Origin of the sequence: Pectobacterium sp. 1950-15 (assembly GCF_037136835.1) — a bacterium.
GTDB lineage: Bacteria > Pseudomonadota > Gammaproteobacteria > Enterobacterales > Enterobacteriaceae > Pectobacterium.
Genome location: NZ_JBBBQR010000012.1, coordinates 63558 through 79128, shown reverse-complemented (window position 1 = coordinate 79128; position 15571 = coordinate 63558). Strand labels below are relative to the sequence as shown.

The following is a 15571-nucleotide window of genomic DNA, read 5'->3' as shown; positions in this document are numbered from 1 at the left end:
TTGAAAAAGATAAATCAACGGATAGAACTTAACTCATGATTGTAACCTGTTAATCCGCGCTGTGGCACCCCGTCAACGATGCAATGCTGCTTTTCCCTTCAGTAATGAAAGACTGTGATGAAATTGTTACCAAAGGTGGCAGACCATATTTTTCTCGTGCTCGGTTGCAGGCATCGTTGAGCCGCCCATTTTCGCCGGATTGCATAAATTCACGGCACGGTGAAGGGCGATTAACATAAATAGAACAGCTGACGGTATCCCCGACGGTGCCTTCCAATGCCTGGCAGCGGGGGGCTTTGCTGTTTGTACCCGCCATACAGCGTAAAAAAGGAGAAACGGGTTCGGTAAGCTGGGAAGGCACAGCGCCGCCACCGTCATCCGCTTCAGCCCAATAGAAAGACACTCTGAAATAAGCGCAACACGCGCCGCAGTGCATACAGGTATTATCGCTCATTGGATGACTAACTGCCCCCAGCCAGCGTGAATCATGTTAATGAAAATAAAAATCTACCGTTGAATGTGTCCGCGCGGTAACGCAATTTGCTGGCAGCGCACGTTATGCACCTTTCGTCATTTATTGATTTGGATCAATTCTAGTATTTTTAATTGGTTAGCGATAAATGATGAGGTTCAATTTGCGTGTAAAATCTTTAAAAGATGTGATCTGGCTTAAAACAAGAATACCTACTTAGGGGTATATTTCGCTCGAAATTTAAACCTTATAAATGGAGTGGGTAATGAAAAAGGCATCTTTATTATTGTTGGCAGCGGCGCTTATGCCTGCATTGGCACAGGCTCATCAAGCGGGTGATTTTATTGTTCGTGCTGGCACGGCAACGGTGCGTCCCGCTGAAAGCTCGGACAACGTGCTGGGGTTGGGGGAGTTTCAGGTTAGTAACAATACTCAGTTGGGCCTGACTTTCAGCTACATGGTGACAGACAATATTGGGGTTGAATTACTTGCGGCCACCCCGTTCAAACACAAAGTCGGCACGCCTGGCACGGGCACAATTGCAGAAGTGAAGCACCTGCCGCCTTCACTGGTTGCGCAATACTATTTTGGTGATGCGCAAGATAAATTACGTCCCTATTTAGGTGTTGGCCTGAATTACACGATGTTCTTCGATGAGAAATTTAATGACAAGGGGACCGGTGCGGGCCTGAGCGATCTGAGCCTGAAAAATTCCTGGGGCGTTGCTGCGCAGGCTGGACTGGATTACAACCTGGACAAGAATTGGCTAGTCAACATGTCCGTATGGTGGATGGATATTGATACCGATGTGAAATTTAAAGCCGGTAACGCCCAGCAAAGTATCCATACTAAGCTTGATCCATGGGCCTTTATGTTTGGTGTAGGCTACCGCTTCTGATTGTTCATTTAATTTGATGTGAAGAATAAAAAAATTTCCGGAAGAAATTTTTAACGTTGCATCAGCAACGGCCCATAAGGCAGCCAAGGATGGCAAGCCATAAAAAAAACGGCGACGTAAATAACGTCGCCGTTTTTATAGACAGGAAATAACAAACCAATAAAGAGAACGCTATTTTATTACAGCAATAATCTATAGGGTGTTAACCATTAGAAATTGTACTGTACACCAACACGGTAGCGAGTTTGACGCTCGTCAGTGTTTTTGCTACCAACAACATTGCCGACTTCAGCATAAGGCGTCCAGTTTTTGTCGTATTTGTACGCTAATTTAACGTTGTGAGTCAGGCCATAGTTGTCGTTATCGGCAATGTAACCAGGAGCTCCGGCTTTGGTCTTCTTGTCGTATTCAAATTCGTATTCAGCCACAAAATTTGCAGGCAGTTTATAACCCAGTGTACTGGTAATGGTATAGCCTTTAATATCGGTAGGGTTTGTTACGCTCGATTTACCAATATCATCGCTGACGCGAAGGTAAGATGCACGATAGCGCAGACCATAGTACAGGGAATCGGTAATATTGGCTGTACCTTTAATATAAGGGCGATAGTTGTTGCTAGTAGAAGTAGAAACCAGATTCAGGCCGCCTTCCAGTCCGAAAGTCTTATTGAATTTGTACAGGTAGCTGGCGGTCACTTCGGTGCCGTTGCTGACCGTCTCGTTAAATGGTTTATTTGGCGTAGTATCTTTACCTGATTGACCCCACTTGGCTTCCATGGACAGACCAAAACCGTTGTCAAAACGGTGAGACATCAACAAGCGATCTTTATGATCGTTTTTTGCCGTATCCTGCATTTCATGGCGATAGTCAATCGTTACCGCCATGGAACTTAAGCTGATTAAGGAGGTTACCACCATCGTCAATATTTTAACTTTCATTTTATTATCCCATGTTGAAGAGAATTATTATTTAAAAAACGCGCTGCCACTTTTGTTCAGCAGTTCCATTCTATTTATTATTTCTTACAGTAATGTGAACGAGATCATTAAAAGGAGATCTTTTGAAATGATTTTATTTCTGTGATTTTCTTCGTGTTTCGCGGAGGATTTTTATGTATTTAAAAAATAACGATTATTTGAATTGTTCTTAGGGTAAGAAATAAAATCATTACTTTCAATTTGAAATGAATTATTACAATTAAATTAAGTTAGACATTTAATTTAACTGTAATTGAATAGCTATATATTTTATTAAGCGAGAAATAATATGAAGGGTTATTAGACGCGCGATAGGGCTTGCGTTAAGCACGAATCGCGCGCCTGAAAAGCGTTATGAACGCGTAGCGGCTTTCATTTCACTGACAAAGGCGTATAACTCTGACAGCATAACGTCAGGCTGGTTCAGATTTTTTTCGATAATCCGCACGATAGCCGAGCCAGAAATGGCACCCGCAGCGCCTGATGCTAACGTTTCCCGCACTTGAGCCGGATCGGAAATGCCAAATCCTTGTAGTGGGGGAGCGGCATGGTACTCGTTCAGTTTGGCTACCAAATGATTCAGCGGCAGCTGGGCGCGTTTTTCTGCCCCAGTCACGCCTGCACGTGATACTAAATAGGTATAGCCACGGCCATAGGAAGCGATCTCGCGCAGCAGCTCATCGTCAGCGTTAGGCGGACAGATAAAAATAGGGGCAATGCCGTGCCGCAGCGCAGCGGTACGGAAGGGCGCGGACTCTTCCACCGGAACATCCGCCACTAATACCGAGTCAACGCCGACCTGCGCGCAGCGCTGATAGAATTCATCAATGCCGTTGCTGAAGACCAGATTGGCATACATCAGCAGGCCAATCGGGATTTCCGGGTATTTCTGACGTACGGCAGCCAGCATTTCAAAGCACTGGCCGGGCGTGACGTCTGCGGCAAAGGCGCGTAAGTTGGCATCCTGAATGGTTGGGCCATCGGCCAAAGGATCAGAGAAGGGCACACCCAATTCCAACGCATCGGCACCGGCGGCAATCAGCGTGTCGATAATTTTCAGGGATTGCTCAGGGGAGGGATCGCCCAGCGTAACAAACGGAACGAACGCGCCTTCCTTTTTCTCCGACAGGCGATTAAACAGCTGTTGATAACGCTCCATTACATTTCTCCCCGATCTTTCAAAATATCGTGCACGGTAAAGATGTCTTTATCACCACGGCCGGACAGGTTGACCACCAGCAGTTGCTCTTTCTCCGGTTCCGCTTTAATCATCTTCAATGCGTGTGCCAGTGCGTGGGAGGATTCCAGCGCAGGGATAATGCCTTCGCTGCGGCAGAGCGTTTTAAAGGCATCCAGCGCTTCGTCATCGGTAATCGAGACATAGTCAGCGCGGCCGATGCTGTTCAGATAAGCGTGCTGCGGACCTACGGATGGGAAATCCAGACCGGCTGAAATAGAGTAGGATTCTTCAATTTGTCCGTCGGACGTTTGCATCATCGGGGACTTCATGCCGAAATAGATTCCGAGGCGACCGTGTTTTAACGGCGCGCCGTGCTGCCCGGATTCAATGCCCAAGCCGCCGGGCTCAATGCCGATCAGACGGACGCTGGTATCGTCGATGAAATCAGCAAACATCCCAATCGCGTTAGAGCCACCGCCGACGCAGGCCAATACCGCATCCGGCAAGCGACCTTCTTTTTCCAGAATCTGTGCTTTCGTCTCTTCGCCAATCATGCGTTGAAACTCGCGTACGATCGTCGGGTAAGGATGTGGGCCTGCCGCCGTCCCCAGCAGATAGTGTGCGGTTTCATAGCTGCCAGACCAGTCACGTAGCGCTTCGTTACAGGCATCTTTCAGCGTGGAAGAACCGCTGTGAACCGGAATAACTTCTGCTCCCATCAGGCGCATACGGAAGACGTTCGGCGACTGGCGCTCCACGTCCTTTGCTCCCATATAAACGCGGCATTTCAGGCCAAGCAGGGCGCAAGCCAGCGCCGTCGCGACGCCGTGTTGGCCTGCACCGGTTTCAGCGATGATTTCGCTTTTACCCATGCGCTTGGCCAGCAGAGCCTGCCCGAGCACCTGGTTGGTTTTGTGCGCGCCACCGTGCAGCAGGTCTTCGCGTTTCAGGTACAGCTTGGTTTTCGTCCCTGCGGTCAGGTTTTGACACAGGGTTAGCGCCGTTGGGCGGCCCGCATAATTTTTCAGCAGATCGGTAAATTCAGCCTGAAAATCAGGATCTTTTTGTGCGCTGACGAAAGCCTCTTCCAGCTGGCGTAACGCCGGGATGAGGATCTGCGGAACAAACTGTCCGCCGAATTCACCGAAATAAGGGTTGAGTAATGTCATAATTTTCCCGTCTGTTTTAGCGCTGAGGTTGACGTAATGTCGCAAAAACCGCAGCAATTTTATGTGAGTCTTTTTTTCCCGGTTCGCTTTCTACCCCGGAATTGAAATCCAGCCCTGCGCAACCTTGCTGTGCCGCCAGCGCGCAGTTATCACTATTCAGGCCGCCGGCTAGCAGCACGTTATCCAATGATTGATTCGCCAACAGCGACCAGTTGAAAGTTTTCCCGCTGCCGCCTTGAGCGTTGTCAAACACGTAGCGATCGACGTGGGTGATATTACGCGCTGGCAGGGTGTCCGCGATGCTCAGCGCTTTCCAAATCTGGCAAGCCGCAGGGAGTTGCTGGCGTAGCTTGTCGATCGTCTGTTGATCTTCATCGCCGTGTAGCTGAACGGCCGCTAGCCCCAACTGCGTCGTGATAGCAACGATGTGTTCGACAGGCGCATTACGGAAAACGCCGACATAGCGCAGTGGAGCGCCTGTCATCACGTCGGCGGCGTGTTTAGCGTCAACATAGCGTGGTGAACTGGCGACGAAGATTAATCCGCCGTAGAGCGCGCCGGCTTGATAAGCCGCTTGAGCATCCTCGGCACGCGTCAGGCCGCAGACCTTGTTTTCTCCCAGAATAACGCGGCGTACTGCGCCGTTCAGATCGGGTTCTGACATCAGCGAACTGCCGATCAAGAACCCCTGGGCAAAGGCACTGAGTTCACGAATCTGCGCATGGCGGTTGATGCCGGACTCACTAATCACGGTGACGCCAGTGGGCAGACGCGGTGCGAGCGTCCGGGTGCGGTTGAGGTCAATCGAGAGATCGCGCAGATCGCGGTTGTTGATCCCGACGACGCGCGCTTCCAACTGAATGGCCCGCTGTAACTCTTCTTCATTACTGACTTCCGTCAACACGCCCAGTTTCAGGCTGTGCGCTACGTCGGCCAGTTTCAGGTACTGCTCGTCGTCCAGCACGGATAGCATCAGCAGAATGGCATCGGCCTGATAGTAGCGAGCCAGATAGATCTGATAAGGCGAAATAATAAAGTCTTTGCACAACACCGGTTGATGTACTGCCGCACTCACCTGTGGCAGAAAGGCAAAGTCACCCTGAAAATATTTCTCGTCGGTTAACACGGAAATCGCGGACGCGTAATCTTTATAGACCTGGGCAATCGCTACCGGGTCGAAATCATCGCGAATCACTCCTTTCGACGGCGAAGCCTTTTTGCATTCCAGAATAAAAGCGGGCTTATCCTGTTTCAGCGCCTGATAAAAGTCGCGCTGGCTGGGAACAATTTCATGCTGAAAAGAGGTCAGCGGCTGTGCTTTCTCTCTCTCCGCAACCCAAAGCGCCTTATCGCGCACAATTTTATGTAATACGGTTTCCTGCATGATTCCCTTACCCTCTGGCGGACAGTGCGATAACGCGTTGATAAGCCTGTCCACTATGAATGACTTCAAGCGCCTGTTGCGCATTCTGGCGCAAATTTTCTTGTCCGAATAATCTCAGGAGCAGCGCAACATTGGCGGCAACCGCGGCGGCGTGCGCGCGTTCACCTTTACCTTGTAGCAGTGACGCGAGAATGTCACGGTTTTCTTCTGGTGTACCGCCTTGTAAGGCGGACAGCGGATACTCATCCAGTCCGAAATCGCGGTGCGTCAGTTCGTAGGTTTCGATCTCGCCATTGTGTAACTCAGCAACCTGTGTCGGTGCATGAATAGCGACTTCATCCATCCCGCCGCCGTGTACGACCGCGGCACGTTGGTATCCCAGCACTTTCAGCGTTTCGGCGATAGGGCGAACCAATTCAGGGCTATACACGCCAATCAGCGCCAACGGCGGACGAGCAGGGTTAACCAACGGCCCCAGCACGTTGAAGACGGTGCGCGTTTTCAACTGCTGGCGTACTGGCATAGCATGGCGGAAGCCCAGATGATATTGCGGGGCAAACAGGAAGCACACGCCCAGATCGTCCAGCGCCTGACGTGAATCTTGCGCGCTCATGTCCAGCTTAATACCGAAAGCAGAAAGCAAATCGGATGAACCGGAACGGCTGGAGACGCTGCGATTGCCGTGTTTGGCGATTTTCAGGCCACAGCTGGCGGCCACGAAGGCACTGGCGGTTGAAATGTTGATGCTGTTGGTGCCGTCACCGCCGGTGCCGACGATATCGGCAAATAAATAGTCAGGGCGGGGGAACGGCTGGGCATCGGCCAGCAAGGCCGTGGCGGCACCGGCGATCTCATCGGGATGCTCGCCGCGCACCTTCATGCTAATCAGCGCCGCAGCCAGTTGGCTGGCTTCGAGTTCACCGCGGATGATGGCACCAAACAGTGCCTGACTTTCCTGACGGCTGATGTTGTCCGAGCGGTATAATTTTTCCAGTATATTTTGCATGATGACGACATCCTGAGCAGTAGACGATTCTCGAGTCTTAGAAGACGGTTGCGTAGAAGACAGTGGCATAATCGAATTCCTCGTTAAGCCAGCGCCCAGTCCAGCGTTTGTTCCAGCAGCCGGGCACCATGCGTGGTCAGGATCGACTCAGGGTGGAATTGGAAACCGCAGACGCGATCGGCATCGTTACGCACCGCCATCACCATCGTGTTGAAATGTGCGTTGACGGTCAGCGTAGAAGGAATACGGCTACCGACCAGCGAGTGGTAGCGGGCGACCGGTAACGGATGCGGTAAACCGCTAAACATGCCGCTGGCATCGTGGTCGATGGCAGACGCTTTGCCGTGCAGGATTTCGCCTGCCTGACCGACATGGCCGCCGTAGGCTTCCACAATGGCCTGATGGCCGAGGCAAATGCCGATAATCGGCAACTGACCGCGCAGACGCTGCAGCAGCTCCGGCATACAGCCCGCTTCGGCCGGTGTGCCAGGACCAGGTGAAAGCATCAGAATCGGTTTTTCCATTTGCTGTAACCGCGCGATGATCACATCGGCAGGCAAATGGTTACGGTAAATCACGACCTGATGGCCGCTGGCACGCAGTTGATCCACCAGGTTGTAGGTGAATGAATCGATATTATCGAGCAGCAGGATGTCGGCCATCAGAAAATCTCCTTTGCATGGTGCGCACTGGCAATCGCTCGCAGTACGGCCCGGGCTTTATTACGCGTTTCGTCGGCTTCAGCCTGAGGGTTGGAATCCAGAACCACGCCCGCACCCGCCTGCACGGTGGCAATGCCGTCTTCGACATAGGCGGAGCGAATCACGATGCAGGTATCCAGATCGCCGTGGGCGGTGAAATAGCCCACCGCGCCGCCGTAGCTGCCGCGTCGGGTTTTCTCACTTTCGGCAATCAGCTGCATTGCCCGGACTTTCGGCGCACCGCTCAGCGTGCCCATATTCATGCAGGCGCGGTAGGCGTGCAGCACATCCAGATCTTCACGCAGCGTCCCCACCACGCGGGAAACCAAATGCATGACAAAGGAATAGCGGTCGACTTTAGTCAGGTCAGCAACGTAGCGGCTACCTGGCTTGCAGATACGCGCCAGATCGTTACGGGCTAAATCCACTAACATCAGATGTTCTGCCAGCTCTTTATGGTCAGTACGCATTTCCAGCTCAATGCGGCTATCGAGATCGCGATCCAGCGAGCCATCGGCGCGGCGGCCGCGCGGACGGGTACCCGCAATCGGATAAATTTCGATTTGGCGGCTGTCGGCATCGTATTTCAGCGAGCTCTCCGGCGAGGCGCCGAACAGTGTGAAATCTTGATCCTGCATGTAAAACATGTAAGGACTTGGGTTGTTATCTTTCAGCGTTTGGTAAGCGGCCAGCGGTGAAGGGCACGGCAGAGAGAAGCGGCGTGACGGTACGACCTGGAAAATTTCACCGATGCGGATGGCTTCCTGCATCTGGCCGACGACCTCGCCGAAGGCTTCATCGCTCTGATTGCAGCTCAGCGTCATGTCCTCGATGGACTGGCGCGGCAGCGCGGGCGCTGGCTGAGTGAGCTGAAGTTGCAGCTGTTGCAGACGTTGCTGCAGACGCTGCTTTTCGCTGGCGTTCGGTGTGAACAGGCTGGCTTGCAGAGCGGTCACGCGTTTTTGGTGATCGAGCACCAGCAGCGTTTCTGCCAGATAGAAACAAAAATCCGGGCAGCGCTGTTGCTGGCTCAGCGCAGGTAAGGCTTCAAACCCGGCAACCAGATCGTAGGCGAACAGGCCTCCGAGGAACATGGCCTCACGCTCCTCTGCCGGGCTGGCAACCAGCGTCAGAATCTGGCGTAAAGCATCAAAGACCGACAGAGAACGCAGACGAGCGTCTTCATCCTGCATGACGTCTGCCAGAGGGAAGGTGAGTTCACGACCATTCGGACGCGGTTGGTTAATAATCGCTGCAGGCAGAGCGGCATCCAGAAGCGGCAGGAGGCTGGCGCCGTTTGCCGTTAATGCCTGAATGGAAACGAGCTGGCCCAGTGCAGTGATACGCAGCGCGCTATCAACGATTAACAGGCTTTTCAGGTTTTCCTTGCTATCGATTTCAGCCGACTCTAGCAGCAACGTGGCAGGTCTGGCACCGCAGAGCTGATGGAAGATGGCACTAGGGTCGTTACGGTAAACGGCCTCGGTACGCAGCAGTTCCAGTGTAGGTTGTGTTGTTTGCATTCTTGCTACCCGTTTAATGTTGTGCCCATCAAATAAAAAGCCCGCTTAGTTAAGCGGGCCTGGGAATATCTGCATGTGTGATAACAGCGATGCGTGATTAGTCCACCCGCGATAGGGAAGAGCGCCACCAACCATGCTTCATCATTTTCTGCGTTGCCATTATCATCATCTCGCTGTTTATCACTGATTACTGTTTGTGTACTGAGCTTGCGTACTAGTTAACTGGTTCGGCGATAAAATGTCAACACCTTCAATAGGATTATTTTATTACTCAGTAAAACGGCGGGCATTACCATTTGTTTCCTATTAATGGCATCATGCGGCTTTCGCATGATTATTGTTAATGGATAGGCTTGTGCCAGAAGATTCCCAACCGATATCGTCATTCCCACTTTACGATCTGCATAGCCACACCACGGCGTCTGATGGCGTTTTAACGCCGACAGCGCTAGTCAGCCGGGCGGTAGACATGCGGGTGAGCGTACTGGCTATTACCGATCACGATACGACCCGTGGGCTTGAAGAAGCACAGCAGGCGATTGCGCAACAGGCGCTGCCGCTGAGGCTGATTCCCGGTGTGGAGATCTCCACGCTGTGGGAAAACCATGAGATCCATATTGTCGGACTAGGGATGGATGTAACCCATCCGGCGTTAACGGGGTTGCTGCAACAGCAGGCAGAATGCCGGCAGAACCGGGCGGAGCAAATTGCGATTCGATTGGAAAAGGCCCGCATTCCCGATGCGCTGGCTGGCGCACAGCGTCTGGCAACGGGAGGCCAGATTACGCGGGCGCATTTTGCGCGTTATCTCATTGAATTGGGCATTGCGGCGAATATGAATCAGATATTCAAAAAATATCTGGCGAAAGGCAAAACCGGTTACGTGCCGCCGCAGTGGTGCAGCATCCCGGAAGCGATTGAGGCGATTCATCAATCCGGCGGCGTGTCAGTATTGGCACATCCGGGGCGCTACGATCTGACGGCCAAATGGCTAAAACGCCTGCTGGCCACATTTACTGAAAGCGGCGGGATCGCGATGGAAGTGGCGCAATGCCAACAGGCACCGGATGAACGGACGCAGTTGGGGCGCTATGCGCGAGATTTCAACCTGATGGCATCGCAAGGATCGGATTTCCACCTGCCGTGTGCCTGGATTGAACTGGGCCGCAAGCTGTGGCTGCCTGCCGATGTCGAGCCAGTTTGGCATCATCCGTTACTGGCAGATTCGCCGCGCACCATGGCGTAATGACATTGCGATCTTATGAAATAACAATCTTTTACCATCAACACGTTCTATAATAATCCTATTGCACGATGACGCGGGTTGAAATGCACAACGCCGCGAAATGTCAGACGTATGAGGTAGGGTCATGAGTCAGTTTTTCTATATTCACCCGCAGAATCCGCAGCCGCGATTGATCAATCAATCGGTGGAATTTCTGCATAAAGGAGGGGTGATTGTTTATCCAACGGATTCTGGCTATGCGTTGGGTTGTATGTTGGGCGAAAAGAACGCGCTGGAACGCATCTGCCGGATTCGCGATCTGGGGAACGATCATAATTTTACGCTGATGTGCCGCGATCTGTCTGAACTCTCGACGTATGCCCACGTTGATAACACGGCTTTCCGGTTGATTAAAAATAATACGCCGGGAAATTACACCTTTATTCTGAAAGCGACGAAAGAGGTTCCCCGTCGCTTAATGAACGAAAAACGTAAAACCATCGGCCTGCGCGTGCCGTCCAATCCGATTGCGTTGGAACTGCTGGCCGCGCTGAATGAACCGCTGATGTCGACAACGCTAATGCTGCCGGGAAATGATTTCGCCGAGTCCGATCCCGAAGAAATTCAGGAAAGATTGGGAAAACAGGTGGATTTGATTATTCACGGCGGTTCGCTGGGTCAACAGCCGACGACGGTGATCGACCTGACCGAGTCCGTGCCGCGCGTTGCCCGTGAGGGCACCGGCGATGTCACGCCGTTCTTATAGAAGACGCTGCGACAGGTTGTAACAATGAGAATACAAATGGCGCGAAGATCGGTATAATCGCGCCAGCATTGAATACTACGAACGATTTTTACGTACACACTATTTTTACGTAACTAGCTGAATTTTATCAGCAGTTATGACTCCCCCCGACGCCTGGGAAGGCGACACTAGAGGTTGCTCAATGAGCGAAAAGTTACAAAAAGTTCTGGCGCGCGCCGGACATGGCTCACGCCGCGAAATTGAAGGTATCATTCAGGCTGGACGCGTCAGCGTTGACGGTAAAGTTGCCACACTGGGCGACCGCGTTGAAGTGACGAAAGCCACCAAAATCCGTATTGATGGTCATGTGGTTACCGTTAAGGAAACCGAAGAAACCGTGTGTCGCGTGCTGGTGTATTACAAACCAGAAGGCGAGCTGTGTACCCGCAACGATCCTGATGGTCGCCCGACGGTGTTTGACCGTCTGCCGAAAATTCAGGGCTCTCGCTGGGTAGCGGTAGGGCGTCTCGACGTGAACACGTCCGGTCTGCTGCTGTTCACGACCGACGGTGAGTTAGCCAATCGCCTGATGCATCCTAGCCGTGAGGTTGAGCGTGAATACGCCGTGCGGGTCTTCGGTGAAGTGGACGACGAAAAGATCAAACAACTGAGCAAAGGCGTCCAGTTGGAAGACGGCCCGGCGTCGTTCCGTACGATCCGCTATCAGGGCGGTGAAGGCTTGAACCAGTGGTATAACGTGACGCTGACAGAAGGGCGTAACCGTGAAGTACGCCGTCTGTGGGAAGCGGTTGGCGTGCAGGTGAGCCGCCTGATTCGCGTGCGCTATGGCGATATTACGTTGCCGAAAGGTCTGCCACGCGGTGGCTGGGCAGAAATGCCGCTGGAACAGCTGAACTACCTGCGTGAGCTGGTGCAGCTTCCTGCTGAAACGGTATCAAAACTGCCGGTTGAACGTGAGCGCCGTCGGGTGAAAGCGAACCAGATCCGTCGTGCAGTAAAACGCCACAGCCAGATCAGTACCGCTCCGGCCCGCCGCACGTCTCCGAAACCGAAGCGCAACGGCTAATATCATTATTTCTACGCTTCACGGGCAGCTTGTGCTGCCCGTTTTCATTTCACGATATTTCTTTATCTTGCCGATGGCGGTTTTACCAGTCAATACCTTGCTGTGCCTGAATCCCGTTATCAAACGCATGTTTTACCGGACGCATTTCCGTCACGGTATCGGCCATTTCCAGCAAGTCACGGTGGCAGCCGCGGCCGGTAATAATGACCGTCTGTCCGGCAGGGCGTTGTTTTAATGCGGTGACAATGTCACTTAAATCCAGGTAATCATAGCTAAGCATGTACGTCAGTTCGTCCAACACGACGAGATCGAGTTGTGGGTCTGCCAGCATACGTTTGCCATGCTGCCAGACATGCTGTGCTGCTTCCGTATCCGTCTGGCGATTCTGCGTCTCCCAGGTAAAGCCTGTCGCCATGACCTGAAATTCCACGCCGTGCTGTTGCAGCAGGTTCTTCTCACCGTTTGGCCATTCACCTTTGATAAACTGGATCACGCCCGCGCGTAATCCGTGACCGATTGCCCGTGTGACGGTGCCAAATGCGGCCGTGGTCTTGCCTTTTCCATTGCCGGTAAAAACGATCAGAATGCCGCGCGTTTCATTCGCGGCGGCAATACGGGCGTCGACCTTTTCTTTCAGGCGCTGCTGGCGTTGCTGGTGGCGTTCATCGCTCATCGTGCGTGTTCTTCTCTATTATTCGGCTGGACCGGCTTTTCTGCCCGGCTGTGCGTCAAAACTCATTCCCGTCTTGCGGCGACTGTCATCGCCCATCAGATAGAGATACAGCGGCATAATATCTGCCGGTGTTTTCAGTCTCATCGGGTCTTCGTTGGGGAAAGCTGAAGCGCGCATTCCCGTACGCGTTCCGCCGGGATTAATACAGTTCACGCGCAGATCTTGTGAACGATATTCTTCTGCCAGCACCTGCATCAGGCCTTCTGTCGCGAACTTGGATACGGAGTAGGCTCCCCAACCGGCGCGACCTTCGCGGCCCACGCTGGAACTGGTGAAAACCAGAGACGCACAAGATGATTTCAATAACAGAGGCAGCAGCGCCTGTGTCAGCATAAAGGTGGCGTTGACGTTGACCTGCATAACCTGATGCCAGATCTCCGGCGTTTGCTGTGTTATAGGCGCGATTTCCCCGAGCAGCCCGGCGTTGTGAAGAACCCCGTCCAGATACGGTACAACCTGTGTCAGTTCGTCAGCCAGTTGAAAGCACTGCGCGGAAGATAAGGCCAGCATATCGCAGACAACCACGTGCGCTGGCGTACCATGTTCCTGCTCGATCTGCTGTTTAACTGCCTGAAGTTTGCTTTCTGTTCGGCCTAATAAGATGACGTGTGCGCCGTAGCGGGCATAGGTCAGGGCGGCTTCCCGGCCAATGCCGTCGCCAGCGCCGGTCACCAGAATGATACGGTTTTGCAGTAAATCGATTTTAGGCTGGTAATGCACAATGAATTCCTCTTGCCGTGGCGTCAAACCGCCACGCTTCAGATAATAGACCTGCCATTGCGTGTTGGTACGGCGAGATATGTCGGGTCGTACCGCTCGGAACGCCAGATGACGGCGCATCCGGGCAGGGTGAATGGGGGTGTTATGCCTCAAATGTTGTCTGTTTTCAATGAGACTGCCTCTATTTCTCCCTGCGCTGTTGTAAAAAGCAGCAATAGGCATAAAAAACGCAGGAATAACATCGCCATATTGCGTGCCATCAGTTAGGTTATAGGGAGGGAATGGCGCTCGACGTCAACGCCATGGTTGGTGAGTAAACCAACATTAATTAATACGCAGTCAATGAGGACGGTGTTTGTGGAATTACTTTCTCTGTACGGTTTATTCCTGGCTAAGGTACTCACTATCGTGGTGGCTATTGGTGCGTTAGTCGTTCTGGCATTTGGGATGACACAGCGTAAGCGCCAGCATAAGGGTGAGTTGCAGGTCTCGAATCTGGGCGAGCAATATCAGGAAATGCAGCGCGAAATGCAGACTGCCTGTATGAGCGACACCGAACGTAAGCTGTTATCGAAACAAGAAAAGAAGAAAGAAAAAGAAACCGCAAAGCAAGATAAACAGCGTGCCAAACGTGGCGAAGAGAAAAGTGTCAAACCGTGCCTGTACGTTCTCGACTTCAACGGCAGTATGGATGCAGGCGAAGTCAGTTCGCTGCGTGAAGAGATCTCCGCCGTGCTGGCTGTTGCGAAGCCACAGGATGAAGTGCTGTTGCGCCTCGAAAGCCCCGGCGGTGTCGTGCACGGTTATGGGCTGGCAGCTTCGCAATTACAACGTTTACGCCAGAGTGGCGTGCGCTTGACCGTTGCCGTGGATAAAGTGGCTGCCAGCGGTGGCTATATGATGGCCTGCGTGGCTGACCGTATCGTAGCGGCGCCTTTTGCGATTGTGGGATCTATCGGCGTCGTGGCGCAGATTCCCAATTTCCACCGTTTGCTGAAAAACAAAGACATTGATGTTGAGCTGCACACCGCCGGTGAATTTAAACGTACATTGACGCTGTTTGGTGAAAATACCGAACAAGGCCGTGAGAAATTCCGCGAAGATCTGAATGTCACGCATACGCTGTTCAAGGATTTTGTGCAGCAGATGCGCCCCTCACTGGACATTGATTCGGTGGCGACGGGAGAGCACTGGTTTGGCACGCAGGCGAAAGATCTGGGATTGATTGATGCCATCGGTACCAGTGACGACCTGCTAATTGCTGAAATGGCCAGCCATGAAGTATTAAGCGTTCGCTATACGCGCCGTAAACGCCTGCTGGATCGTCTGACGGGCAGCGCAGGAGACACCGCAGAACGACTGATGCTGCGCTGGTGGCAACGTGGTTCAAAGCCCCTGCTGTAACTCTTAGAGTAGAGCTGCACACAATGAAATGCCCGCGTATTTGCGGGCATTTGCATATTATCCATCAAGGTATTTAATCAATCAGATAATATTTTTCGGATAAAACATGAGCAAGATGCTTGAACATGTTAAATACCGCGGTGCTTTTTAAGGTTGGCATTCCACTCGCATCGAGAAAAAACTCACCACGAAAAACCAGCACGCCGTTTTTTTGTTCTACGCTATCTGCGACCATGCCATGTAAATAGTCATCGTGATGTTTAATGATGTCGTTGGCTTCAATTAATAAGCTCTGGCGGCTAATCGGCCGCTTTTCTTCGTTACCCTGATATTCAGGTGACATGATT

Annotated in this window: 16 protein-coding genes and 1 other annotated feature; of the genes, 5 read left to right on the top strand and 11 right to left on the bottom strand. The window is 52.3% G+C overall.

The window, feature by feature from the left end:
• Positions 1 to 49 precede the first annotated feature (49 nt).
• Positions 50 to 454, bottom strand: a complete 405-nt coding sequence (locus WCT94_RS14435) for a YkgJ family cysteine cluster protein (protein ID WP_336870112.1) — start codon at positions 452 to 454, stop codon at positions 50 to 52.
• Positions 455 to 737: 283 nt separating this feature from the next.
• Between WCT94_RS14435 and ompW the strand changes: the two genes are divergently transcribed.
• Positions 738 to 1370 (top strand): outer membrane protein OmpW, encoded by a 633-nt coding sequence (gene ompW, locus WCT94_RS14430; RefSeq protein ID WP_336870111.1) that lies wholly within the window; start codon positions 738 to 740, stop codon positions 1368 to 1370.
• 209 nt (positions 1371 to 1579) lie between these two features.
• Here the strand turns inward: ompW and WCT94_RS14425 are convergent, their stop codons facing one another.
• The 7 genes from WCT94_RS14425 to WCT94_RS14395 form a co-directional block, all read right to left on the bottom strand.
• Positions 1580 to 2308 carry an oligogalacturonate-specific porin KdgM family protein gene (locus WCT94_RS14425; protein ID WP_336870110.1) on the bottom strand — a complete coding sequence of 243 codons (729 nt, stop codon included), beginning with the start codon at positions 2306 to 2308 and terminating at the stop codon, positions 1580 to 1582.
• 391 nt (positions 2309 to 2699) lie between these two features.
• Positions 2700 to 3506 carry a tryptophan synthase subunit alpha gene (gene trpA / locus WCT94_RS14420; RefSeq protein WP_336870109.1) on the bottom strand — a complete coding sequence of 269 codons (807 nt, stop codon included), beginning with the start codon at positions 3504 to 3506 and terminating at the stop codon, positions 2700 to 2702.
• Positions 3506 to 4699: a tryptophan synthase subunit beta gene (gene trpB, locus WCT94_RS14415; RefSeq protein ID WP_225088150.1), complete on the bottom strand. Its 1194-nt coding sequence runs from the start codon at positions 4697 to 4699 to the stop codon at positions 3506 to 3508. The genes trpA and trpB overlap by 1 nt, the downstream gene beginning before the upstream one ends.
• A gap of 13 nt (positions 4700 to 4712) precedes the next feature.
• Entirely contained in the window at positions 4713 to 6080 is a 1368-nt protein-coding gene (gene trpCF, locus WCT94_RS14410) for a bifunctional indole-3-glycerol-phosphate synthase TrpC/phosphoribosylanthranilate isomerase TrpF (RefSeq protein WP_336870108.1), read from the bottom strand.
• 7 nt (positions 6081 to 6087) lie between these two features.
• Entirely contained in the window at positions 6088 to 7086 is a 999-nt protein-coding gene (gene trpD, locus WCT94_RS14405; protein WP_336870165.1) for an anthranilate phosphoribosyltransferase, read from the bottom strand.
• 83 nt (positions 7087 to 7169) lie between these two features.
• Entirely contained in the window at positions 7170 to 7748 is a 579-nt protein-coding gene (locus tag WCT94_RS14400) for a glutamine amidotransferase-related protein (RefSeq protein WP_256541878.1), read from the bottom strand.
• Positions 7748 to 9310: an anthranilate synthase component 1 gene (locus WCT94_RS14395; protein WP_336870107.1), complete on the bottom strand. Its 1563-nt coding sequence runs from the start codon at positions 9308 to 9310 to the stop codon at positions 7748 to 7750. The genes WCT94_RS14400 and WCT94_RS14395 overlap by 1 nt, the downstream gene beginning before the upstream one ends.
• Before the next feature lie 31 nt (positions 9311 to 9341).
• Positions 9342 to 9446: a sequence feature (Trp leader region), on the bottom strand.
• A 207-nt stretch (positions 9447 to 9653) separates the two neighbouring features.
• On the opposite strand from WCT94_RS14395, the gene rnm reads away from it, so the two are divergent.
• The 3 genes from rnm (at position 9654) to rluB (ending at position 12367) form a co-directional block, all read left to right on the top strand.
• A complete protein-coding gene (rnm, locus tag WCT94_RS14390) occupies positions 9654 to 10556 on the top strand; it encodes an RNase RNM (RefSeq protein ID WP_442955490.1) in 903 nt (300 codons plus the stop codon).
• Between the two features lie 124 nt (positions 10557 to 10680).
• On the top strand, positions 10681 to 11301 hold the full coding sequence (locus WCT94_RS14385) for an L-threonylcarbamoyladenylate synthase (RefSeq protein WP_336870105.1): 621 nt from the start codon (positions 10681 to 10683) through the stop codon (positions 11299 to 11301).
• Between the two features lie 181 nt (positions 11302 to 11482).
• Positions 11483 to 12367: a 23S rRNA pseudouridine(2605) synthase RluB gene (gene rluB, locus WCT94_RS14380; protein ID WP_015840244.1), complete on the top strand. Its 885-nt coding sequence runs from the start codon at positions 11483 to 11485 to the stop codon at positions 12365 to 12367.
• Positions 12368 to 12449: 82 nt separating this feature from the next.
• Here the strand turns inward: rluB and cobO are convergent, their stop codons facing one another.
• Both cobO and WCT94_RS14370 read right to left on the bottom strand, forming a co-directional pair.
• Positions 12450 to 13040, bottom strand: coding sequence for a cob(I)yrinic acid a,c-diamide adenosyltransferase (gene cobO / locus WCT94_RS14375; protein ID WP_336870103.1), 591 nt, complete (start codon positions 13038 to 13040; stop codon positions 12450 to 12452).
• A gap of 18 nt (positions 13041 to 13058) precedes the next feature.
• Positions 13059 to 13820, bottom strand: coding sequence for a YciK family oxidoreductase (locus WCT94_RS14370; protein ID WP_336870164.1), 762 nt, complete (start codon positions 13818 to 13820; stop codon positions 13059 to 13061).
• Between the two features lie 357 nt (positions 13821 to 14177).
• On the opposite strand from WCT94_RS14370, the gene sohB reads away from it, so the two are divergent.
• Entirely contained in the window at positions 14178 to 15224 is a 1047-nt protein-coding gene (gene sohB, locus WCT94_RS14365) for a protease SohB (protein ID WP_336870102.1), read from the top strand.
• Positions 15225 to 15297: 73 nt separating this feature from the next.
• On the opposite strand, the gene WCT94_RS14360 is transcribed toward sohB, so the two are convergent.
• Positions 15298 to 15567 (bottom strand): YciN family protein, encoded by a 270-nt coding sequence (locus WCT94_RS14360; protein ID WP_336870101.1) that lies wholly within the window; start codon positions 15565 to 15567, stop codon positions 15298 to 15300.
• Positions 15568 to 15571 lie beyond the last annotated feature (4 nt).

Coding starts and splice junctions, on each gene's coding strand:
- trpA (WP_336870109.1), bottom strand. CDS start 3,506: ATGGAGCGTTATCAACAGCTGTTTAATCGCCTGTCGGAGAAAAAGGAA.
- ompW (WP_336870111.1), top strand. CDS start 738: ATGAAAAAGGCATCTTTATTATTGTTGGCAGCGGCGCTTATGCCTGCA.
- WCT94_RS14435 (WP_336870112.1), bottom strand. CDS start 454: ATGAGCGATAATACCTGTATGCACTGCGGCGCGTGTTGCGCTTATTTC.
- rnm (WP_442955490.1), top strand. CDS start 9,654: ATGGATAGGCTTGTGCCAGAAGATTCCCAACCGATATCGTCATTCCCA.
- cobO (WP_336870103.1), bottom strand. CDS start 13,040: ATGAGCGATGAACGCCACCAGCAACGCCAGCAGCGCCTGAAAGAAAAG.
- WCT94_RS14400 (WP_256541878.1), bottom strand. CDS start 7,748: ATGGCCGACATCCTGCTGCTCGATAATATCGATTCATTCACCTACAAC.
- trpD (WP_336870165.1), bottom strand. CDS start 7,086: ATGCAAAATATACTGGAAAAATTATACCGCTCGGACAACATCAGCCGT.
- rluB (WP_015840244.1), top strand. CDS start 11,483: ATGAGCGAAAAGTTACAAAAAGTTCTGGCGCGCGCCGGACATGGCTCA.
- WCT94_RS14360 (WP_336870101.1), bottom strand. CDS start 15,567: ATGTCACCTGAATATCAGGGTAACGAAGAAAAGCGGCCGATTAGCCGC.
- WCT94_RS14395 (WP_336870107.1), bottom strand. CDS start 9,310: ATGCAAACAACACAACCTACACTGGAACTGCTGCGTACCGAGGCCGTT.
- WCT94_RS14385 (WP_336870105.1), top strand. CDS start 10,681: ATGAGTCAGTTTTTCTATATTCACCCGCAGAATCCGCAGCCGCGATTG.
- WCT94_RS14425 (WP_336870110.1), bottom strand. CDS start 2,308: ATGAAAGTTAAAATATTGACGATGGTGGTAACCTCCTTAATCAGCTTA.
- trpCF (WP_336870108.1), bottom strand. CDS start 6,080: ATGCAGGAAACCGTATTACATAAAATTGTGCGCGATAAGGCGCTTTGG.